Genomic DNA, 22,519 nt, shown 5'->3' on the forward strand with positions numbered 1-22,519 from the left:
TTTATCCTAAAACAATCCGGTGATTCTTCCATTGTCGTCCACATCAATGCCGTTTGCCGCAGGTACTTTGGGAAGGCCGGGCATAGTCATAATTGCCCCTAAAACAGCCACCACAAATCCTGCCCCGGCAGACACATAAACCTCTCTGACATTTATCGTAAAGTCCTGGGGTCGTCCCAGCTTTGTCTGGTCGTCTGAAAGGGAATACTGGGTTTTTGCCATACACACAGGAAATGTGCCCATGCCAAGCTCTGTAATGCGCTTTAATTCTTTTTCTGCAGCGGGAGAATATGTCACCTGTCCTGCCCCATAAATTTCTTTTGCAATAGTCTCTATCTTTTCGGTAAGATCCCCATCCTCCGGGTACAATACCTGAAAACGGCTCTCTTTTTGGGAAAGGGTATCAAGAACTTTCTCTGCCAGGGCAATTCCCCCCTGGCCGCCCTTTTCCCACACTTCCGATAAGGCGAAGTCACAGCCTCTCTTCCGGCAGAAGTTTTCCACAAAATCCGTCTCCGCCTTGGTGTCAGTGACAAAAGAGTTTAAAGTAACCACAATGGGCACCTGGTATTTTTGCAGATTCTCAATATGTTTTTCCAGATTTACGATTCCCTTATGAAGGGCTTCCATATTTTCTTTCGCAAGATCCTCTTTCTTTACACCGCCGTTGTACTTTAAGGCACGGACAGTTGCCACCAGCACCACGCAGTCCGGTTTTAACCCGGCCATCCGGCATTTGATGTCAAAAAACTTTTCCGCCCCAAGGTCTGCCCCAAACCCTGCCTCTGTCACCACAATATCCGCCAGTTTTAAAGCGGCCTTCGTTGCCCTTACACTGTTGCACCCGTGGGCGATATTGGCGAAAGGCCCGCCGTGTATAATGGCAGGGGTATGCTCTAAGGTCTGAATCAGATTTGGCTTTAAGGCGTCTTTTAGCAGTGCGGCCATAGCCCCCGTAGCCTGCAAATCCTTTGCGGTAACAGGTTTCCCATCAAATGTATAGGCTGCGATAATGCTGTCTAACCGTTTTTTCAAATCTTTCATATCCTCCGCCAGGCAGAGAATCGCCATAATTTCAGAGGCAACGGTAATTACAAAATGGTCTTCCCTCACCATTCCGTCCATTTTGCTACCCAGGCCCACAACGGTATTCCGAAGGACACGGTCATTCATGTCCATGCAGCGTTTCCACACAATCTGTCTGGGGTCAATATTTAAGGCATTCCCCTGCTGGATATGATTATCCAACAGGGCTGCAAGCAGGTTATTGGCGGAAGTAATGGCGTGGAAATCCCCGGTAAAGTGCAGGTTTAAGTCCTCCATAGGCACTACCTGGGCATATCCCCCTCCGGCGGCCCCTCCCTTTATTCCAAAACAGGGACCTAGGGAAGGCTCCCTTAAAGCCAGAACCGCTTTTTTCCCCAGACACCCAAAGGCTTCCCCCAGCCCTACGCTGGTGGTGGTTTTTCCCTCCCCGGCAGGCGTGGGGTTAATGGCTGTCACAAGGACAAGTTTTCCCTGGGGATTGTCTTTTGTCCTATCCAAAAGTTCATCGGAAAGCTTTGCCTTATATTTTCCGTAAAACTCCAAATCCTCCGGCGAAATATCAAGCTGTGCCGCTACCTCCTCTATGGGAATCATGTTTGCTTCCTGTGCGATTTCAATATCTGATTTCATTTGGCTGTTTCCTCCTGTAATTGCTATACATACTCTTCTATATACTGCTCAAACTCCTCCGGGGACATCAGTACTTTTCTGGGTTTTGTCCCCTCCTCAGGCCCTACAAGGCCAGCCTCCTCCAACTGGTCCATAATCCGGGCCGCCCGGTTAAACCCTACTTTAAATCTCCTTTGGATAGAGCCGATAGATCCCTTTTCGCTCTCTATCAAAAATTTTCCCACCTCTTTAAACAGGACGTCCCTGTCATCCCCGCTGTTTCCTCCACCATCGGAGATTGACATGGATAGATTTTGGGACTGTTCTACGCTTTCCTGGATATGGGAACTGTAATTTGCCGCCCCGTTTTCATCTTTGATAAATCCAACCACGGCGCTGACTTCGTCATCGCTGACAAAAGCCCCCTGTACCCTTAATGGTTTCTGGTAATTCTGGGGGAAAAACAGCATATCTCCTTTTCCCAGAAGTTTTTCTGCTCCGTTCATATCAAGAATGGTTCTGGAATCCACCCCTGAGGTGACGGCAAAAGCCACACGGCTTGGCATGTTTGCCTTAATCAGCCCGGTGATGACGTTGACGGAGGGCCTTTGGGTAGCGATAATCAAATGGATGCCCGCCGCCCTTGCAAGCTGTGCCAGACGGCAGATAGCCGTCTCCACCTCATTGCTGGCCACCATCATAAGATCTGCCAGCTCGTCAACGATAATCACAATCTGAGGCATCTTTTTGGGTTTCTCCTCATCGGGGATATCTTTGATGGCCTCCACCTTAGCATTGTAGCCTTTTATTTCCCGGACGCCGTATTCCGCAAATTTATTGTATCTGTCCGTCATTTCCGCCACCGCCCAGTTTAAGGCCCCGGCAGCTTTTTTGGGATCTGTGACAACAGGAATCATAAGGTGGGGAATCCCGTTGTACACGCTTAGCTCCACCACTTTCGGGTCCACCATAATCAGCTTCACATCATCTGGGTGGGCCTTGTAGAGAATACTCATTATAATGGTATTGATGCACACGGACTTACCGGATCCTGTTGCCCCCGCAATCAGCACATGGGGCATTTTGGCGACATCTGCCACAATCACTTTTCCTGCAATGTCTTTTCCCGCCGCAAAGGCAATGTTCGAGGTGTTTTTCTGGAAGTCTTTCGATTCTACCAGGTCACGGAACATAACGGGAACCGTCTCCTTGTTGGGGATTTCAATGCCGATTGCCGCTTTTCCCGGAATGGGCGCCTCCATACGGATATCCGCCGCAGCTAAGTTTAACTTGATATCATCTGTAAGATTCACAATTTTGCTTACCTTTACCCCCATCTCCGGCTGAATTTCATATCTGGTGACAGAAGGACCGCTGCTCACATTTGTAATGGTGACGTTGACTCCGAAATTCTTAAGGGTCTGCTGGAGTTTATTGGCTGTATCCATCAAATGGCTTTTGGAATCTCCCATGGCCCGCTTATCTCCGGGTTTTAACAAATCAATAGGGGGAAAGACATATTCTTTTGGCTGTACCTGCTCCACGGCGGCGTCCATCTGCTGGGCAATAGCGTCGTTTTCCTCCTGGGTATTTTTTTCGGCTTTTTTTGCCTCTTGTTTTTCTGTCCTTGAGGTCTTTGATACTTCCGGTGCAGGCACTGCCCCGCCCTTTGGCCCGGACACTTCTATCATTTCCTGCACATTTTGAGAAATGTCATCGTCCACAGCAGATGTCATCGTCCCAACGTCAGCTAAAAGCGCTTCTAACATAGCCGCATCCTCGTACTGGGGAAACTCAGGGCTTTCTGCCATATCACCGAAAATATTCTCCATCTGGGAATCTGCGCTGTGCTCCTCAGGGAAGATATTTTCTGGAAAGGATTTTGGGGTTTCCTGTGAAAAAATACTTTTACTTACTGGGTCTAGGGATACAGATTCCGGTTTTGTAAAAATGGTATCTTCAAAGTCCGGTTCTTTAAAGTTGGGCTCTAAAAAATCAGGCTCCCCAAAAGCCGGATCAGGAAAAACGGCATCTTCCTGTAATTCTGTTATCTCCTGGATATTGTCGAGGGTAATTTCATTGAGTTCGTCTCTTCCCTTGGGTTTTGGCTTGGTGATGGTGGTGTCAAGTGCCACTCCGGCAACTCTTTTTTCCACGCGTCTTGTCTCTTTTTCTTTCCGTGGGGCATTTTCCTGGTGTTTGGCCAAAAGAAGCTGTTTTTCCTCCCGCTCTCTCGCAAGCGCTTCCTGCCTTGCCTCCCGCTCCAGTCTCCGTCTCTCCTGATTGTCGTGGTAACGGATGGCGTCCTCCCTGGCAGATTCATACATTCTTATGCCGCCTCTTCTCATACCTGAAAATATGGAGCGCTCCGTAATCAGTACAAGGGCAATAATCATAACAATAACACTTATGACAAAGGAGCCGAATGTCCCAAAGTTTGGTTTGCACAGCCACACAAAGATGCCGCCTAAGGCACCTCCTCCCTTTTTAAAATTGGAACCGTATGTATAAGCATTTTTAACAATATCAGAAGCTTTTGTTCCATTGTCTTCGATTAAAAGCTGTGCAAACATGCAAAGGGCGCAAAACAGCAGAATACAGGCTATAAATTTAAATACTGCAAAATGATTGTTTCTGTTTGAAATAAGAAAACAAATGCCTATAAATAATACCACCGGAAATATGTATGCCAAAAATCCAAATATACCAAAAATCAGGGAACTGGCAGCACCTCCTATTTTTCCACCAATGCCAAAATTGCTGATAAATAAAAGTATGGAGACTGCCAGTAAAATCCATAGGATAATCTCATTTTCAAATGTGAGCTCCTTTGGGGAACTTTTTCCCCCTGTGCTTTTCCTGGCGGAAGTTTTTCTCGTTGTGTTTGTTTTTGCCTGTGTCTTCCTTCCGGCGGTCTGTGTTTTCTTTTTCACGGTTGCCATAACTGTTTCTTACTCCTTACTCTATACCGCATAAAAATACCCGCCGATGGAAATCAGTCCAACAACCAGGCAGTATGCGGCGAAAATTGTGAATTTCTTTTTGCGCACTACCACCAGCATGGTCTTAATGCAGATATATCCCACCACCGCTGCACATAATACTCCTGCGGCATAACTCCCTGCCTCCACAGGGGTGATTTTTAAACCTGACAAATCTTTTATCTCCAATACCGCAGCGCCAAGGACTGCAGGTATAGACATGATAAAAGAATATTTCACTGCAAATTTACGGTTAAAACCGCTTAAAAGACATGCTGTTATGGTAGTTCCTGAACGGGACAATCCCGGCAGCGTTGCAAAACCCTGGCATATTCCAATAAAAAAGGCATTGGAATATGTGACATTTTTCGGTGTTTTCTTACCGTCCTTTGCCCTGTCAGAGACAAAAAGCAGGACGGAGGTAATCACCAGGCAGATACCGGGCACAAGTAATATCCCTGAGGACGCCTCTACCACATCTTTTCCCACATACCCGATAATCCCCGTGGGAATGGTGGATACAATCACCAGCATAATAAATTTACGATAAGAGGAATCCACCAGTTTATAGTAAGGTTCATCGCTGTGATGAATCACATTTCTCACAAAAATCCCAATATTTTTAAAGAAATCCACCACCAGGTCAACTCCTTCTTTAAACATTTGGAAGATATCGCTGTAAAAGGCAATAAAGATTGCTATTAAAGTTCCAAGATGCAAAAGAACGTCAAATAAAATGCCGGTGTCCACCTCCACATCAAAGAGTATTTTAAACAGTGCCAAATGCCCTGAACTGCTTACCGGCAAAAATTCTGTCAGTCCCTGGATAATTCCCATGATAATCGCTTGTAAAAATGACATACCTACCTCCTGCTAAGAATCAATTATGTTTTAGTGTAGCATATTTTGGGCAGAATGTCATTAACAGGATTTTATTTTGTCATTTTTCCTGATTTTACTTGGTCAATCAGCTCATGAAGCTTTAAAACTGCCTCTTTTATGCCCCCTACTTCACAGATCAGCCCCTCGTTGACCGCTTCTTTTCCCACCAGGATAGTGCCTAAGTCTTTGGAGAGCATATCCGTATTCATCATCATCTGCTCTAACTGCTCTAACCTGGCCTTGGAATGGCGCTCGATAAATGTCAAAATCCTATCCTGCATCTGTTTGAAATAATCATATGTCTGTTTTGCCCCAATTACCGTACCGCTCATGCGCACGGGATGAATCACCATGGTGCCGCTGGGCACAATAAAAGAATAATCCGTGGAAACCGCCAGGGGCACACCGATGGAATGGGAACCGCCCAAAACCAGGGATACGGAGGGTTTGCTGATGCTTGCCACCATTTCCGCTATTGCAAGGCCGCTCTCCACATCACCTCCCACGGTATTTAAAATCAGAAGAAGGCCGTCCACATCTTCGCTGTCTTCAATCACAGCAAGCTGGGGCAGGACGTGTTCGTATTTTGTTGTTTTCGTGGTGCTTGGCAGACATTCATGCCCTTCGATTTCACCGATCACACTTAGTAGATGAATATGATGATTCTTTTTTGGATTATCTAAAACTGCCTGTCCGTATTCTTTTATGGTATCTGTTTTGTTTGTCTCTGTTTCACTCATAAATTACCTCCAGTATATACATGAAAGAGAGGGCTTATTCCCTCTCTTTCTGTAGTATATACTGAATTTTTATTAATATCCCAAGAGGTAATTATACAAATTCTGGTATTTTTCTTTGGAGGCACGCCAGGAATAATCCATGGTCATCCCCCGGTCTACCATCTGGTTCCACTGTCTCTTTCTGTCAAAGAAAATATGTTTGGAATAGTTAATGGTAGCCAGCATTTCATCTGCATTGTAGTTGCGGAAGGAGAAACCTTCCCCTGTATTTTCATACTCGTTAAAAGGTGCAACCGTATCCTTTAATCCGCCGGTTTCCCTTACAATAGGCACTGTGCCGTAACGGTAGGAAATAAGCTGTGTCAAACCGCAGGGCTCAAAGCGGGAGGGCATCAAAAATGCGTCTGCAGATGCATAGAGTTTATGGGCCAAATCATCAGAATAACAAATGTTTGCAGAAATTCTGTCAGGATATTTCCACGCATAATGGCGGAACATATTTTCGTACCGGATATCCCCGGTTCCGATAATGACAAACTGGGTATAGTCGTCTGCGATATAATCCATCATATAGTTAATCAAATCAAGGCCCTTCTGGTCTGTGAGCCTGGAAATAAGCCCAATCAGATATTTTTTCTTGTCCACAGCCAGACCCAGTTCCTGCTGGAGTTTCACTTTATTCAGGGCTTTTTTCTGGCGGAAGGACTCTGCGTCATATGTGACGTAAATCTTCGGGTCCGTGGCTGGATTGTAGATATTGTAGTCGATACCGTTTACAATTCCCTGCATATCGTAATGTCTGGCGGATAACAGGCCGTCTAACCCTTCCCCGTATTCCGGAGTCTGGATTTCGTTGGCGTAGGAATCACTCACCGTAGTGATATAGTCCGCATACACCAGGCCGCCTTTTAACATATTGGCATCCTTTTTAAACTCCAGCTTGTCCGGGGTAAAAAGGTTTTTGCCGAAGCCGGTAAGGCCCTGCATGGTCTGGATATCCCACACGCCCTGGAACTGCAGATTATGTATGGTAATCACTGTTTTAATATTCCAGTAGAAAGAATCTGCGCTGAACTCATTTTTCAGGTACACCGGGATAAATCCGGTTTCCCAGTCATGGCAGTGAATCAGATCCGGTCTAAAATCAATGGCTTTTAAGATAGACAATACAGCTTTGTCGAAGAAACAGAATTTTTCAATGTCGTAGCGGATGTTTCCGTAAATCTGGAAACAGTTAAAATATTCCTGATTGTCAATGAAATAATAGGTAATTCCGTCCAAAACATATCTGAAAATACCCACATATTTTTTGGGAATATAGCTTCCGGTTCCCATGTAGAAATTGGTGATGTACTCAAAATTATTTCTGAAATGCTCTGGAATACAGCTGTACAAGGGCATAACCACCCGCACATCCCAGTCTTCTTTGGAAAATTCCTTGGGCAGCGCCCCGCAGACATCTGCAAGTCCTCCTGTTTTGATAAAGGGCACACACTCCGATGTGGCAAAAAGTATTTTTTTCATTCTATTTCCCTCCTATAAGCTATAAGCTCTAATCTTATTCATCCCAGTTATGATACACTTCCTGAACATCATCATCCTCATCTAAAAAGTCAAGAATCCTCTGTATATTATTTAAGTCCCCATCCTCGGAGAGGGTCACATAAGTCTGGGGCAGCATGGTAACCTCAGCGCTTGCCATGGGCACGCCCTGCTGTTCTAATGCTTCCCTCACAGCGGAAAAATTTTCCGGGGCCGTTAAAATTTCGTAACTGTCCTCCTCCTCGGAGAAATCATCCGCCCCTGCATCTAATGCCATCATCATAAAATCATCCGGGTCTGTGTCATACTCCTCTTTGTCCACGATAATCTGTCCTTTTTCATCGAACATATATGACACGCAGCCCTGGGTTCCGATACTGCCCTGTCCCTTGGTGAAGGCGTTGCGCACATTGGCTGCGGTACGGTTTTTATTGTCCGTTAAAGCTTTTACTATGATGGCCGTTCCGCTGGGGCCGTATCCCTCATATGTAACCTGCTCATAATTAACATTACCCATATCTCCCGCTGCCTTTTTGATTCCCCTGTCTATGGTATCATTCGGCATGTTATTGGATTTGGCCTTTGCGATTACATCTCTGAGTTTGCTGTTGTTTGACGGGTCCGGGCCGCCCTCTTTTACAGCAATGGCAATCTCCCTCCCGATAATTGTAAAAATCTTCCCTTTTGCCGCATCATTTTTTTCTTTCTTGTGTTTGATGTTGGCAAACTTGGAATGTCCTGACATATCTGTTCCTCTTTTCTATCTGTTTTCTTTTCATTTTATCATCAATTCCAGTTTATGACAAGGATTTCTGTATGGCAATTTGGCTTTTATCCGCTTGCCAGGTGAGGGGTGGAAGGCTGTGTCCCGCTCTTTGGAATCTTTGTGACCAGCACTTTCTGGATGATTCTATTTTCGATTTTTAATACCCGGAAAGTATATCCGTTTTCCTCAATGGAAATTTTATCATTGTCCTCCGGGATTTTGTCAATTTTGGAGATGAGATAACCATTTAGGGTCTCGTAGGTGTCCTCCTCCTCATCCTCGGGAAAATCCAATATTTTGGCAACGTCTTCATAATCTGCCATGCCGCTCATAATATAGCTTCCCGTAAACTGTTTTATGATGAGTTTTTCCTCCACGTCGTGCTCGTCTAAGATATCCCCCACAATTACTTCGATGATATCCTCCAAAGCCACAATGCCTGAGGTCTGTCCGTACTCATCCACCACAATGACCATATGGTTTTTCTCCGATTGCATTTCCTGGAATAAAAGGCTGATGTTTCTTGTCTCCGGAATAAAGTCAACCTTCCGCACCAAACCTTTGATATCTTTAATGGGCGTGTCATAGCACTCCGGTTTTCTTGCAAAAATCAATGCCTCTTTAATGTGCAGCACGCCGATGATATTATCGATGTCATCCACATATACCGGAAAACGGGAGTTATTGCTCTCTGATATTACATCCAAAGCTTCCCCAAAGGTTATGGTGCCCTCCAGTGCGGAAATATTTTTTCTGTGTGTCATAATATCTTTTGCCTCTTTATCTCCGAATTCAAAGATATTGTGAATCATCTCCGCCTCGTTTTCCATAAGGACTCCCTGCTCGTGGCCCTCTTTTACCATGGAGATAATTTCTTCCTCTGTCACGTCATCCCAGTTTTCATTGGGGTCCACCCCTAAAATTCCCGCAAAAAGATTGGTAATCTGTTCCAGGATCCATACAAAGGGGAAACAAACCGTTATGCAGACCCGGAGAAAACCTGCGGTTTTCATCCAGCCTGCCGGGTTTCTCGGGGCAACTTTCCACGGCACAAAGATTCCAAGCACAAGGATGATAAGCCAAAATACAAAAAACCAGGTGACTTTCAGTTTCATTCCAAAGGCCGGAAAGAAAAATATGCCCACAGCTAAATTAAGGCCCGTCAGTATAAACTGAACCGTATGTAAGCTGCTGACGGGATTGTCCATCAGCTTTAATAAAAGCGCTGCCTTTTTGTCTCCATCCTTTTCCTGCTTTTTTAAAAGGCTCTCATTTTGATTCTCAAGAGCTGCCAGAAATCCATAAAAAATCATATGCAGCCCAGCCAGCAAAAATAACACAAGTCCCATATAAGGACTCCCACCATCCTCCATAAAATTCTCCATTCTGTGATTTGTTCTGCAGCCGGGCCATCCCGAACTGCCGGGTTATCTGATATAAACATTTGAAATATACCATTATAAAGCAATTTCGTCAAGTTTATGTAGTTAATAATTCCAGACTTACCTCCAGGGCCTTGTCCACTTTAAAGAGCATATTGCTGTCCAAATGGCACACTTTGTCTTTCAGACGCTTTTTGTCTATGGTGCGAAGCTGCTCCAAAAGAATTACGGAATCTTTTACAAGGTCGTACTCACTGCTGTTAAGTTCCACGTGGGTGGGCAGTTTTGCCTTGTGCATCTGGGATGTGATTGCCGCACAGATTACTGTGGGGCTGTGGCGGTTTCCCACATCATTCTGGATGATCAGCACCGGGCGCACGCCTCCCTGTTCCGAGCCTATCACCGGCCGTAAGTCTGCATAGTATATATCGCCTCTGTGAATTGCCATATTAACACTTCCTATCTTTTTTCTGTTTTTTCTGGTTTTGATAGAAAGAGTATTTCCGGTTTTTTCCCCTTTATTCACAGCTTTATTCAGAAAAATAATTTTTCTCTGAAACCGGCCTGTTATTTTTGTAAAAAATCCTTGGTATGCGTTTCCCCACATTGCAGGCAAACTCATAGTTAAATCTTCCAGATAATTCCCCCAGCTCTTCCATGGTGATTTTTTCTCCGCCGTCCTCCCCCAAAAGGGTCACCGTATCGTAAAGGCGCGCCTCTTTTATATCCGTTACATCTACCATAAACTGGTCCATGCACACCCGTCCCAAAATAGGCGCCCTTTTCCCATGAATCAGCACGTATCCTTTCCCTGAAAGGCTTCTGGGGTATCCGTCTCCGTAGCCTACGGGAATGGTTGCCACCATCCCGTCCCGGTCCATCTGGTATGTGCCCCCGTAGCTGACATACCTTCCCTTTTCCAAAGGCTTGATGTGGACTATCCTGCTTTTAATCTCCATGGCAGGTTTTAAAGCCAGGGAATCTCTGCTCACTTCCTGTGAGGGCCACAGGCCGTAAAGGGTAATTCCCGCCCTTACCATATGGAAATTTGCCTGGGGGATTTCCGCAATCCCAGCGCTGTTGGAGCAATGGAGGATGGGAATGGTAATTCCCTCCTCAGAGAGCATAGAAACCATTTTTTTATATAAATCCAGCTGCAGGAATGTAGCTGTTTTATCTTTTTCATCCGCTTTGGCAAAGTGGGTAAATAACCCTTCTATTTCGATATTTTTTAATGCGGCAATCTCCTTTATCTCCAAAACCGCCTCAGGAGAGACCTGGTAGCCGATGCGGCTCATGCCGGTGTCCACTGCAATGTGGATGGGAAGCACTTTATTTTGCCGTATGGCCTCTTTTGATAAGAGTTTTGCCGTATCTATTGAAAAGACACAGGGCCGGATATTTTGCTGTACCATTTCACTGTAGTGTTCCGGGAAACTGTATCCCAATATTAAAATGGGCTTCTTAATTCCGTGGCGCCGGAGAATAAAAGCCTCCTCCGGGGTGGCCACGGCAAACCCTTTTAAGTAATTTAAGCCTTCAATTTCCCTGGCAATTTCCACGGCGCCGTGGCCGTAGCCGTCCGTCTTTACCACCGCAAGGATGCCTGTATGCTCCGCTATTTTTTTATGCATAGACTCCATGTTGAAAAGAATGGCGTCCAAATTTATATTGGCCCGCACCCTGTTACCGGATTCTTCCATTTTCTTCACTCCTGTCATTGTGCGTCTGCACATTTTTTACCATGCAGTTTTCTTTTATCACATTGCCAATTTCCTCTAAGATATCCCTGGCAGTCATGGAAGCCTCACCTTTTTTTAAAGCGGCTTTTTCCCCTGCCCTGCCATGTATAAAGGTTCCCAGAACCGCCCCATCTTCTATGGACATATTCTGTGCCAGAAGGCCCGCAATAAACCCTGCGAGAACGTCTCCGCTGCCCCCTGACGCCATGCCGCTGCAGCCGGAAATATTCAGATATAACCCTTTTTTTGTGCCGATGACTGTCCGGGAATCTTTTAACACGCAGAGGACTCCGTATTTTTCCGCAAATTCTCCTGCCACGTGCAAAATTCTTTCTTTTATTTCAGGGATTTTTGCCCCGGTAAGGCGGCTCATTTCCCCCAAATGGGGGGTGACGATAATGGGGGCCTTTGACTGCCTGAATAGTTCCATTTCAAAGGAGAGGATATTGAGGGCATCCGCATCCATTACCAGGGGCTTATCCTCCCTTTTTAAAACTTCTTCCACCAGAACTTTTGCACCCTCTCCTGTGCCAAGCCCCGGGCCAATTAAAATCACATCTGCCCACTCCATTTTTTCCCTTAAAAGGGAGATATCTAAATGATCTGAATCATAATCGGTGACAAGAGCTTCCGGCAGCATGGTTAAAAGAATATCCCGGTTTGCCTTTGGGGTGAAGGCCTGCACCAGTCCGCAGCCGCTTAAGTATGCCGCTTTTGCTGAAAAATAAGCCGCCCCCGCCATTTTGTCAGACCCGGCAATCACCAGGACTTTGCCATAACTGCCTTTGTTGGAATCTTTTTTCCGGGCGGGAAACATAGGTTTGATGTCCTTATCTTCCATGGATAGAACCTTTGGTTTTTCTCCCAAAATACTTTTTTCATCGATTCCAATATCCCCTGTGATAACTTTTCCGCAGTATTCCGCCCCGGGGTAAAGCATCTGCCCAACTTTTGCAAATCCAAAAGTAACGGTAAGATCCGCCTGAAAAGCTTCCCCCAGCAAAGCCCCGGTATCCGCCGAGATGCCGCTTGGCATATCCACTGCAATGCGCAGGGCGTCCTGGCGGTTGCACCACATGATCAGTTCTTTGAAGATGCCTTCCAAGGGACGGGATAACCCGATTCCAAAAAGGGCATCCACAATAACATCGTACTCCCCTAAATTTTCCGTAAAGGAAATGCCATATTTTTTTACCGTCTCATATTGAGCTTTTGTCTCTTTTGTCATTTTGTCCCTTACAGGAAGGTAGATGCTTACAGGATACCCATCTAAAAACAAAAGCCTTGCCAGGGCAAGTCCGTCTCCTCCATTATTTCCTGCCCCGCAGATAACAAGAATCCTGCCCTTTTTATCACAGAGCCTTTGCATCTGATAAAACACACAAAGCGCCGCCCGCTCCATTAAAACTGGAGAGGGTATGCCGAAGTATTCCATTGTGTTTTTATCCATCTGTTTCATTTCCCCACTGTTTAAAAGATAACGCATAATGATAAAAAGGCTGCGGCATGCACAGCTCATCCTCCTGTTTCTTCTTTTTCCTCTCTTTTATCCTCCGGAATGGAAAGCTTAATATTTTCATGTTCTTTGTCCATGAGCTCAATGATTTCCGCCCCTAACACGTCATGCATATAGGAGTAGATTTCTCTGCTGTTGATTTCACAGTTTTGTTTTCGGATAATATTTTTCTTTAAGTCTATGCGGACCTGCTTAATCCAATGGGAAATTTCCTCGATAACTTCCGTATTGTTCTGCAGAATGTCATAACAGCTCTGAACGCTTTCATACATCAGCTCCCGGTTTACCGTATCAATCTCTCTGGGAAGCTCTAATAATTCCTCCTGGAAAGCCTCTATTTTTTCATTGATTTCCTCAATCAGCCGCTTGTCTTCCTCCAATTTCCGCTTGGAAATATGTTTTGCATTTTCACTGGCCCCATCCATATTTATCCTGATATTTTCCATCAGGGTACTTTTTAATTTTTTCAGCTCTTTCGTCTGGCCATTTAAATGTCCCTGTCTTTTTAACAGTTCATTTAACTGCCCCTCTAAGTCCTTTACCAGCTCACTTTTCTCTGTTACGGCAAAGAGCCTGTGCCATTTTTGGTCTAAGGGCAAAATGGGTATCTTTTGTTTCTTTAATATATTTTTATACTGTTCTTCCAATTTAAACGCCTCGTTTTCGGCTATTCCTGCCTGTTTTTCACAATGTTGTAGGATAACTGCATTAAGCTGTCTGACAGATGTACATTTTCCACCACCACATTTTTATTTTCCATCTTAAGGTCCACATGGGCAAAATTCCATATGGCCGGGACGCCAAGCTCCACCAAATGGTTTGCAATGGCCTCCGCCTTGGATTTTGGCATGGTAAGGGCTGCAATGTCCACAGTGTTTTCCTTAACGAAACGCTCCAGTTCATCTAACATATAAATTTTGATATTTCTCACGGTCTGGCCTTTCAGCTTTGTGTCCACGTCAAAAAGAGCTGTGGTCACAAAGCCGAATTTTTCAAATTTTACATAATTTGCCAGGGCCTGGCCTAAGTTTCCCGCCCCTACAATAATTATGTGGTGTTTTCGGTTTACTCCCAAAATTTTTCCGATTTCATCATATAAATATTTTACGTTATATCCGTATCCCTGCTGTCCAAAACCTCCGAAATTATTTAAATCTTGGCGGATTTGGGAAGCTGTTACGTTCATCCGTGCACTTAAGTCGTTGGAGGAGATTCTCTCGATTCCCGCATCCATTAACTCCCCTAAATACCTGTAGTACCTGGGCATTCTGCGGATGACTGCCTGTGAAATTTCTTTATTCAATTTTTGTCCCCCTGCAAATCATACATCCAGTAGAATAATCTTATAAAAAATTGGTAAATTCTTCCCCTACATAAAAAATATTATAGTAATTCCAGGGCTTTCTGTCAATGTGAAAATAGTTTTGTATGATGCAGCTGACAAAAATAGTTTTTTATCCCCCCAGGGTGATATCTTGTTTCTGATACCATTTTAATGCGTCTTCAAATTGTTCTTCCCGAAAGTCAGGCCACAAATCTTTTACGATATAGAAATCCGCATATACTGTCTGAATTGGCAGAAAACCGGATAAACGGCACATGCCTCCCCAGCGTATGACCATGTCTATTCTGGGAATTGTGCGGGAAGCCCAGCCGTTTTTCATATCCCATTCCCAGCCGTAATTTGTTAGAAAGTTTACTTTCATAGGCCTTTTCCTGCAGCTCTTTTGGATCGCAGTTTTTGTATATTCCAGCAGTTCTTCCGGAAAACAGGGGGATTGCGTATTTCCCACCACAGATATATCCACATTTTCTTTTTCCATCATCTTCACTGCCTCCACACATGCCCTGGAAAAAGATTTCACCTGTTCTTTTGGACGTTTGCAGTTGTCCACGGTAAATCCGTAAAAGGTCAGTTCTTCCACCCCGTATGTTTTTGCCAGACGGACGAGTTTTACTCCCGGTGTAAGTCCGAAATGATATCCATCTTCTTTTTTCATGCCCTTTTCTTTAGCCCATCTTCTGTTACCGTCGGGAATAACGCCGATATGTTTAGGAACGCGAAACATAGGATTCTCCTTTTTCTATACTGTTTTCCTATGAAGTATTGCCGGATGGCGGCATTTGTATACGAAAAAAGACCATCCGGACTTCTCCTATGTCCTAAATGGTCTTTTTAAAAGACTTTTTAAGCACTACTGCTCCGCCAGCACTTCCCAGGCTTCATACAGCTTTTCCAGTTCCAGGGACGCTTCCGTCAGTTTTCCGTTTATCTCATTTAATTTGGCGGAATTTGTGGCAATTTCCGGCTGGTTTAACTTTTGGTTTAACTCCTCTACCAAAGCCTCTTTTTCCGAGATAGCATCCTCCGTCTGCTTTAATTTTGCCGCCTGTTTACGGATTTTCGCCTGCTCCTCCTTCTGCTGCTGCCAGTCCAGCTTTCCCGTTTCGTTTTTCTTTTCCGCTTCGGGTTTTTGCACTGTTTTCACATTTTCCATGGCGGTGTCGTGCTTTTCCAGATAGTAGTCGTAATTGCCAATATAATTTACAATGGTTTCCTGGGTTAAATCCAAAATCCTTGTGGCGGTTTTATTAATAAAGTACCTGTCGTGGCTTACAAAAAATACCGTTCCCGTGTAACTGTTAAGGGCCGACTCTAAGATTTCCTTGGAGGCGATATCCAGGTGGTTGGTGGGCTCGTCCAATATAAGGAAATTTGCCTCTGAGAGCATAAGTTTTGCCAGGGAAACCCGCCCTTTCTCCCCTCCGCTGATATCGCAGATGCGTTTAAACACATCGTCCTCCGTAAAGAGAAATGCTGCAAGGATATTGCGCACCTGGGTGTTGGTAAGCCCGGGATAGGCGTCGCTTATCTCCTCAAATAATGTCTTTTCCTCGTGGAGTACCTGATGTTCCTGGTCATAGTACCCGATATGCACATTTGTCCCCAGGGTGATTTTGCCGCAGTCTAAGGGAACCATCTCGTTAATCATTTTCAGCATGGTGGTTTTTCCCGTGCCGTTATCCCCGATTAATGCCACCCTTTCCCCTCTTTTTATTTCAAAAGAAATATGGGAAAAAAGGTGGTTTTCCCCGAAGGATTTCCCGATTTCCTCCACAAGGAGCACGTCGCTTCCGCTGGTGATATTGGGCTCCAAATGAATCCGCATGTCGGTCTGTTCCTCCACGGGCTTTTCCAAGCGGTCTATTTTATCTAACATCTTCTCCCGGCTTTCCGCCCGCTTAATGGATTTTTCCCGATTAAAGGATTTTAATTTGGCTATGACTTCTTCCTGGTGTTTGATTTCCCTCTGCTGGTTATAGTAAGCCTTTATCTGGGCCTCCCTTAATGCCGCTTTCTTTGTCCCGTAATCGGAATAATTCCCCTGGAAAACCATACACTGGCTCTGGGAAATTTCCACGATTTTTGTGACGATTTTATCCAGGAAATACCTGTCGTGGCTCACAATTAAAACTGCGCCTTTATAGTTTCCCAAAAAGTTTTCCAGCCAGGCAATGCTTGACATATCCAGATGGTTGGTAGGCTCATCTAAAATTAAAATATCCGGCTTAACCACCAGAAGTTTTCCCAGGGCAACCCTGGTTTTTTCCCCGCCTGAAAGGGTTTTTATGCTTCTGTTAAAATCTTCTTCTGAAAATCCAAGCCCCCGGATAACCCCGTTTACCTCGCTGCGGTAGGTATAGCCGTCCTTTAAGGAAAATTCGTCGTGAAGGCGGTTGTATTTTTCCAGGTGAAGGGTAAGTTCCTCACCGGAAAGGCCGTGCATATGCTCTTCCATTTCCCGAAGCTGTCCTTCCATGGCAATCAGGCTTGCTTTTGCGGACAAAACTTCTTCAAAAACCGTGTTGTTCCCGGAAATGTCCTGATACTGGGCCAGATATCCCACGGTTTTGCCTTTGCCTAAAACAACCTCCCCGGAATCGGCGGGAAGTTCTCCCATAATAATCCGAAGGAGGGTGGTTTTTCCCGCCCCGTTTATCCCCACGATTCCGGCTTTTTCATTTTCCTCAATATGGAAGGATACATTTTTTAATATTTCCTCTGTACCAAATGCCTTGGATACATTTTGACAGGCTAATATCATGACAGGCTTTCCTCTAAGGTCCTGCGGATGGCCTGGATAAACTCCTGGCTGTTTAATGCCACAGGATTTTTAAGGGAGGTGATAAGGGCTAAATCTTTTGTCATTTTCCCATCCTCAATGGTCTTTACACAGGCCTGTTCCAGTTTGTCCGCAAAGTTTACAAGTTCCGGTATATTGTCTAATTCCCCCCGTTTTCTAAGGGCGCCGCTCCAGGCAAAAATCGTTGCCACGGAGTTTGTGGAGGTCTCCTCCCCTGCCAGATGTTTATAGTAATGCCTCTGGACGGTTCCGTGGGCAGCCTCGTACTCATAATACCCCTGGGGGGAAACCAAAACGGAAGTCATCATGGCAAGGGAGCCGAAGGCAGAGCTTACCATATCGCTCATCACATCCCCGTCATAGTTTTTACATGCCCAGATATATCCTCCCTCAGACTTCATCACACGGGCAACCGCATCGTCAATCAGGGTATAAAAATAAGTGATTCCAGCTTTCTCAAAGGCGTCTTTGTACTCCGCATCAAAAATCTCCTGGAAAATATCTTTAAAGGAGTGGTCATATTTTTTGGAAATGGTATCCTTTGTGGCAAACCACAAATCCTGTTTTACGTCTAAAGCATATGTAAAACAGCTTCTGGCAAAACTCTCAATGGAATCCTTAAGATTGTGCTGTCCCTGCACCACCCCGGCTCCGGTAAAGTTGTGGATCAGCTCCCTCTCCTCTGTGCCGTCCTCTGCGGTGTACACAAGTTCCACTTTCCCTGCACCGGGGATTTTCATTTCGGATGCCTTATACACATCCCCGTAGGCGTGCCTTGCAATGGTAATGGGCTTTTTCCAGTTTTTCACACAGGGCTCAATGCCTTTTACCACTATGGGGGTGCGGAATACCGTTCCGTCCAACATGGCGCGGATGGTTCCGTTAGGGCTTTTCCACATTTCTTTTAACTTGTACTCATCCATTCTGGCTGCATTGGGGGTGATGGTGGCGCATTTTACCGCAACGCCGTATTTTTTTGTGGCATTTGCGGAATCCACCGTCACCTGATCATTTGTCTCATTTCTGTATTCAAGGCCCAAATCGTAGTACTCTGTCTTTAAATCAATAAAGGGAAGGAGTAATTCCTCTTTAATCATTCCCCATAAAATCCTTGTCATCTCATCTCCGTCCATCTCCACCAAAGGAGTTGTCATTTTTATTTTTTCCATAATCTGTATCCTCCTGCTTTCTCTTTTTTCCTTTTCAAAAACCTATTCTATAGTTTAATACATAATGGCAAGATTTACAACATTCTTTTGCCCCCTATTCCACACATATCTTAAGACAGATTTTTAAACTGGGCCATATAGAGGTTATAGTAATGCCCTTTTTTCTCCATTAGCTCCTGTGGGCTTCCCTGCTCTAAAATTCCCCCTTTGTCAATGACAAAGATTCTGTCCGCCTTTTGGATGGTTGAGAGCCTGTGGGCGATGACAAAGCTGGTGCGGCCCTTTAAAAGCGCCTCAATTCCTTTTTGCACCAAAATCTCCGTGTGGGTGTCTATGCTGGAGGTAGCTTCATCCAATATGAGGATTTTAGGCATGCTGACCATTGTCCTGGCAAAGGCAATTAACTGCCTTTGTCCAATGGAAAGCCCGGCCCCCCGCTCTTTTAATTCTGTGTCGTACCCCTTTTCCATTTTCATAATAAATTCGTGGGCGTTTACCGCTTTGGAGGCTGCAATCATCTCATCCTCCGTGGCATGTAAATTTCCGTAGAGGATATTTTCTCTCACTGTCCCCTGGAAAATGAAATTTTCCTGTGTCATAATCCCCATCTGCCGTCTTAAGCTTTCCATGGATACTTTTTTGATGTCATATCCGTCAATGTAAATCCTGCCTTCTGTGATGTCATAAAAACGGCTGATAAGATTTACTACCGTGGTTTTTCCGGCGCCTGTGGGCCCCACTAAAGCAATACTTTCACCGGGTTTTATCTTAAAGTTTACATGTTCCAATACTTTCGTCTCTGCCGGGGTTCCCTCATCATAGGTAAAAGAAACGTTCTCAAATTCTACGCTTCCTCTAATTTCCGGCAGGATTTCCACATCTTCCGCCTCTGTGATATCCGGTTTGGTGTCTAAGATATCAAAAATGCGCTCGGCGGCTGTAAGGTTTGTAATCACCTGATTGTAAAAATTGCTGAGGTTCATCACAGGATTCCAGAACATATTGATATAAGTCCCAAAGGCCACTAAAAGCCCAACGCTTACATATTCCCCGCCAATCATGAAAATCCCAACCCAATATAGAATCATGGCTCCGATTCCCCAGCAAAAATCTATGGATCCCCCAAAGAGGTCCGCAATGCGGACAGCCCGGATAAAAGACTGCTCATGCTCTCTCACAAGGCCCCCAAAAATATCCTGCGTCTCATTTTCTGCGTAAAAGCTCTGGATAACGTTCATCCCTGCAATGCCCTCATGGACATATGCATTTAGGTTTGAACTTTTTTTCCGCACAATCTGCCACCGCACATGGGAAAATTTTTGAATAAACCAAATGGCTGCAGCCATAAGGGGAATGCTGCTTAAGGAGGCAAGGGCCAGACGCCAGTCTTTTGCAAACATAATCACCACAACGCCGCAGATGGTGACAAAATCCGGTATCAAAGTGGTAACTGCATTCACCAGCACATTTTTTAAGGAATTTACGTCCCCAATAATCCTTGCCAGAATTTTCCCCGTAGGGCGGCTGTCAAAAAAGGAAAAAGACAGGGTCTGAATATGTTCGTAAAGTTCCTGGCGGATATGAAGGAGTATCTGGTTGGAGATTTTTGCCATAACATACATCCTGATTTTTACCATAAGAATAAAGACAATATGAATGGCCAGGGCAAAAACCGCCAGGTGCATTAGCCCCGGTATGTCTTTCTCTGCAATATAGGTATCGATTGCCGTTTCAATAATCAGGGGGTTTATGAGGGAGATTACTACAGCTATCAACATGCATACAATAACCCCAAACACCGGAAGCTTATATTGAAACATGTAGGAAAACAGCCTTTTTAATGTCTCACCTTTTCCAATCCCCTGTAACTCTTCATCTTCTCTATAAGAATTAACTGCCAAAATTACACCTGCTTTCTTTTCCTGGTACACTCCCTGTCTGCGCCGCATAAGTATTATAGTAGAGCCCTTTTTTTGCAAGAAGCTCCTGGTGGCTGCCCCGCTCTTTCACAGTTCCGTTTTCCAGGAATATAATCTCATCTGCCCTGCGCACTGCGGAAATACGGTGGGCAATAATTATTTTTGTGGTATCTAAAGTGTCTAAGGATTTTTGGATTTCGTATTCCGTCTCCATATCCAAAGCCGAGGTGGAGTCATCTAATATCAGCACAGGATTTTCCTTGGCGACAGCCCTTGCAATGCTGATGCGCTGTTTCTGCCCTCCGGAGAGCCCAACTCCCCGCTCTCCGATAATTGTCTCGTACCCATCCTGCAAATCCTCAATAAATCCTCTTGCCTGGGCAAGTCCGGCGGCATGTACCATGGCCCGGTTTTCCAAGGTTTCCCTCCGGCCCATGCGGATGTTTTCCGAGATGGAATCTGAAAATAAAAACACGTCCTGCATCACGGTTCCCATGCTGCTCCGAAGCTGTCTCAAAGACAGCTCCCGCACATCCACCCCGTCCAGTTTTACACAGCCAGAGTCCACATCGAAAAACCGCATTAAGAGATTCATCATGGAGGTTTTCCCCGCCCCGGTAGCCCCCATGACTCCTAAGGTTTTTCCATGGGGAAGATGAAAGGATACATCCTTTAAAATTTCCTGATTCCCCCTGGAGAAACACACATGTTCAAAAGACACGTCTCCCCTGACTTCTTGTAATATCACTGGATTTTCCTTTTCTTTAATGGAGCTTTCCTGGCTGTAAATTTTATTAATTTTTTTCATAGAGGCAGCCGCCGAGGACAAGTCATTGGTGAGCCATCCCAGCATTTCCATAGGCCACACAATGTTTCTGCAGTATTCTGAAAATGCCACAAGGGTCCCTAACGTCATATCCCCCTGGACGACTTTAAAACCGCCGATAATCACCATAACCACCGGGAGAAGCTTGCTGGTAAACTGAAAAACAGGATAAAAACGCACCAGGGTAACGGCTTGCTGCATATTTAAATCGTAGTACTGCCTGTTGTGGGACAAAAATTTCTTGATTTCAAATTTTTCCCGGGCAAATGCCTTTACTGTGCGCACCCCTGCCAGGTTTTCTTCTGCAATGGTGGTAAGCCTGGCATTTTCCTCGCTGATCTGCTCATAGATCTTATCCAGCTTCCGCTCCATAAAAACCGCTGTAATCCCCATGAAAACCATGGCCAAAAGAGGTATAAATGCAAGGTTAAAGTCCAGGGAAAAGAGGCAGTAAAGCACCATAGATACATGGATCACAATCTCAATCGTAAGCATTCCCACATAGCCTAAGGCGTTCCATACCATATCCACGTCATCTTTCACCCTGGCCATTAGTTCCCCTGTGTTGGTATCGTCAAAATAATCCACGGAAAGCCCTTCTATGTGGGAAAACAAATCTTTCCGGAGCTTTGACGCAATTTTTACGCTTACCACGTCAAAGGTAAATTCTTTTAGGTATCCCCCCACAGCCCTTCCGGTTCCGATTAAGACAATCATAAGAAGGAGTCCGCCTAACAGCTCTTTCTTCCCCTGGATGATTACGTCATCCACAATACTTTTTGTAATTACCGGGTAGAGCATATCTAACACAATAGCAATTACCATGCAGGCAATGCCAAAAAGATATGCATACCAGTAATGCCCGATATATGTTCCAATTTTTTTCATAATCTTCTCCTTTAACCATAAAACACTTGTGGGGTAAGTTTTATATACAGCAAAAAGCCCCGTGGTTTACCCACGAGGCCATGTTATGTGCTGCACATAAATTTTACAAGGTATTCTGCCATGTTTTTGTCCAAATCAATGGCGAATAAATGAATCCCTGCCTTTCTGCGAAATTTTGTCTGCACGCTTCGAGGTAAATCTTGAATTTTCCCATATGAAGTTAAACGTAATGTTTTTGTTTAATTTAATCATGGTTTTACCTCGCTTTCCAATTTATTTTTCTTCACTTATAACAGTAAAACACAACTGTTAATATTTGTCAATCGTTTCAACACAGAAAAACTATTTGATTTTAACCGTTTTAC

The 22,519-nt window shown here is 44.8% G+C and carries 17 protein-coding genes; all 17 read right to left on the reverse strand.

The features are described from left to right. Positions 1–6 precede the first annotated feature (6 nt). Positions 7–1,677 (reverse strand): formate--tetrahydrofolate ligase, encoded by a 1,671-nt coding sequence (locus D7Y06_RS10940; RefSeq protein WP_120407827.1) that lies wholly within the window; start codon positions 1,675–1,677, stop codon positions 7–9. Between the two features lie 23 nt (positions 1,678–1,700). After that, entirely contained in the window at positions 1,701–4,598 is a 2,898-nt protein-coding gene (locus D7Y06_RS10945) for an FtsK/SpoIIIE family DNA translocase (protein ID WP_120407828.1), read from the reverse strand. A gap of 21 nt (positions 4,599–4,619) precedes the next feature. Then, positions 4,620–5,498: an undecaprenyl-diphosphate phosphatase gene (locus D7Y06_RS10950; protein WP_120407829.1), complete on the reverse strand. Its 879-nt coding sequence runs from the start codon at positions 5,496–5,498 to the stop codon at positions 4,620–4,622. 71 nt (positions 5,499–5,569) lie between these two features. Then, a complete protein-coding gene (locus D7Y06_RS10955; protein WP_120407830.1) occupies positions 5,570–6,259 on the reverse strand; it encodes a ClpP family protease in 690 nt (229 codons plus the stop codon). 72 nt (positions 6,260–6,331) lie between these two features. Next, positions 6,332–7,783, reverse strand: coding sequence for a glycogen synthase GlgA (gene glgA, locus D7Y06_RS10960; protein ID WP_120407831.1), 1,452 nt, complete (start codon positions 7,781–7,783; stop codon positions 6,332–6,334). A 34-nt stretch (positions 7,784–7,817) separates the two neighbouring features. Then, entirely contained in the window at positions 7,818–8,546 is a 729-nt protein-coding gene (locus D7Y06_RS10965; protein WP_120407832.1) for a YebC/PmpR family DNA-binding transcriptional regulator, read from the reverse strand. 86 nt (positions 8,547–8,632) lie between these two features. Further along, positions 8,633–9,940: a hemolysin family protein gene (locus D7Y06_RS10970; RefSeq protein ID WP_120407833.1), complete on the reverse strand. Its 1,308-nt coding sequence runs from the start codon at positions 9,938–9,940 to the stop codon at positions 8,633–8,635. Positions 9,941–10,046: 106 nt separating this feature from the next. Further along, complete coding sequence (locus D7Y06_RS10975; RefSeq protein ID WP_120407849.1) at positions 10,047–10,397, reverse strand: type II toxin-antitoxin system PemK/MazF family toxin; 351 nt, start codon at positions 10,395–10,397, stop codon at positions 10,047–10,049. 82 nt (positions 10,398–10,479) lie between these two features. Beyond that, a complete protein-coding gene (gene alr, locus D7Y06_RS10980) occupies positions 10,480–11,652 on the reverse strand; it encodes an alanine racemase (protein ID WP_120407834.1) in 1,173 nt (390 codons plus the stop codon). Further along, the gene (locus tag D7Y06_RS10985; RefSeq protein WP_243119263.1) at positions 11,636–13,141 is read right to left on the reverse strand and encodes an NAD(P)H-hydrate dehydratase; all 1,506 of its coding nucleotides are present in this window, start codon (positions 13,139–13,141) and stop codon (positions 11,636–11,638) included. The genes alr and D7Y06_RS10985 overlap by 17 nt, the downstream gene beginning before the upstream one ends. Before the next feature lie 65 nt (positions 13,142–13,206). After that, positions 13,207–13,854 carry a hypothetical protein gene (locus D7Y06_RS10990; protein ID WP_120407835.1) on the reverse strand — a complete coding sequence of 216 codons (648 nt, stop codon included), beginning with the start codon at positions 13,852–13,854 and terminating at the stop codon, positions 13,207–13,209. 20 nt (positions 13,855–13,874) lie between these two features. After that, positions 13,875–14,510: a redox-sensing transcriptional repressor Rex gene (locus D7Y06_RS10995; RefSeq protein WP_120407836.1), complete on the reverse strand. Its 636-nt coding sequence runs from the start codon at positions 14,508–14,510 to the stop codon at positions 13,875–13,877. Between the two features lie 151 nt (positions 14,511–14,661). Further along, the gene (locus D7Y06_RS11000; protein ID WP_120407837.1) at positions 14,662–15,276 is read right to left on the reverse strand and encodes an undecaprenyl diphosphate synthase family protein; all 615 of its coding nucleotides are present in this window, start codon (positions 15,274–15,276) and stop codon (positions 14,662–14,664) included. 126 nt (positions 15,277–15,402) lie between these two features. Continuing rightward, positions 15,403–17,313 carry an ABC-F family ATP-binding cassette domain-containing protein gene (locus D7Y06_RS11005; RefSeq protein WP_120407838.1) on the reverse strand — a complete coding sequence of 637 codons (1,911 nt, stop codon included), beginning with the start codon at positions 17,311–17,313 and terminating at the stop codon, positions 15,403–15,405. Then, entirely contained in the window at positions 17,310–18,521 is a 1,212-nt protein-coding gene (locus D7Y06_RS11010) for an NADP-dependent isocitrate dehydrogenase (protein ID WP_120407839.1), read from the reverse strand. Before D7Y06_RS11010 ends, D7Y06_RS11005 begins: the two co-directional genes overlap by 4 nt. Before the next feature lie 110 nt (positions 18,522–18,631). Then, positions 18,632–20,422 (reverse strand): ABC transporter ATP-binding protein, encoded by a 1,791-nt coding sequence (locus D7Y06_RS11015; RefSeq protein WP_120407851.1) that lies wholly within the window; start codon positions 20,420–20,422, stop codon positions 18,632–18,634. After that, positions 20,412–22,154 (reverse strand): ABC transporter ATP-binding protein, encoded by a 1,743-nt coding sequence (locus D7Y06_RS11020; RefSeq protein ID WP_120407840.1) that lies wholly within the window; start codon positions 22,152–22,154, stop codon positions 20,412–20,414. The genes D7Y06_RS11015 and D7Y06_RS11020 overlap by 11 nt, the downstream gene beginning before the upstream one ends. Positions 22,155–22,519 lie beyond the last annotated feature (365 nt).

Origin of the sequence: Roseburia sp. 1XD42-69 (assembly GCF_003612565.1) — a bacterium.
Lineage (GTDB): Bacteria > Bacillota > Clostridia > Lachnospirales > Lachnospiraceae > Roseburia_B.

Bases quoted from the DNA above. Each gene is read 5' to 3' on its own strand.
- D7Y06_RS10940 (WP_120407827.1), bottom strand. From the start codon at position 1,677: ATGAAATCAGATATTGAAATCGCACAGGAAGCAAACATGATTCCCATA.
- D7Y06_RS10945 (WP_120407828.1), bottom strand. From the start codon at position 4,598: ATGGCAACCGTGAAAAAGAAAACACAGACCGCCGGAAGGAAGACACAG.
- D7Y06_RS10950 (WP_120407829.1), bottom strand. From the start codon at position 5,498: ATGTCATTTTTACAAGCGATTATCATGGGAATTATCCAGGGACTGACA.
- D7Y06_RS10955 (WP_120407830.1), bottom strand. From the start codon at position 6,259: ATGAGTGAAACAGAGACAAACAAAACAGATACCATAAAAGAATACGGA.
- glgA (WP_120407831.1), bottom strand. From the start codon at position 7,783: ATGAAAAAAATACTTTTTGCCACATCGGAGTGTGTGCCCTTTATCAAA.
- D7Y06_RS10965 (WP_120407832.1), bottom strand. From the start codon at position 8,546: ATGTCAGGACATTCCAAGTTTGCCAACATCAAACACAAGAAAGAAAAA.
- D7Y06_RS10970 (WP_120407833.1), bottom strand. From the start codon at position 9,940: ATGGAGGATGGTGGGAGTCCTTATATGGGACTTGTGTTATTTTTGCTG.
- D7Y06_RS10975 (WP_120407849.1), bottom strand. From the start codon at position 10,397: ATGGCAATTCACAGAGGCGATATATACTATGCAGACTTACGGCCGGTG.
- alr (WP_120407834.1), bottom strand. From the start codon at position 11,652: ATGGAAGAATCCGGTAACAGGGTGCGGGCCAATATAAATTTGGACGCC.
- D7Y06_RS10985 (WP_243119263.1), bottom strand. From the start codon at position 13,141: ATGGATAAAAACACAATGGAATACTTCGGCATACCCTCTCCAGTTTTA.
- D7Y06_RS11000 (WP_120407837.1), bottom strand. From the start codon at position 15,276: ATGTTTCGCGTTCCTAAACATATCGGCGTTATTCCCGACGGTAACAGA.
- D7Y06_RS11005 (WP_120407838.1), bottom strand. From the start codon at position 17,313: ATGATATTAGCCTGTCAAAATGTATCCAAGGCATTTGGTACAGAGGAA.
- D7Y06_RS11010 (WP_120407839.1), bottom strand. From the start codon at position 18,521: ATGGAAAAAATAAAAATGACAACTCCTTTGGTGGAGATGGACGGAGAT.
- D7Y06_RS11020 (WP_120407840.1), bottom strand. From the start codon at position 22,154: ATGAAAAAAATTGGAACATATATCGGGCATTACTGGTATGCATATCTT.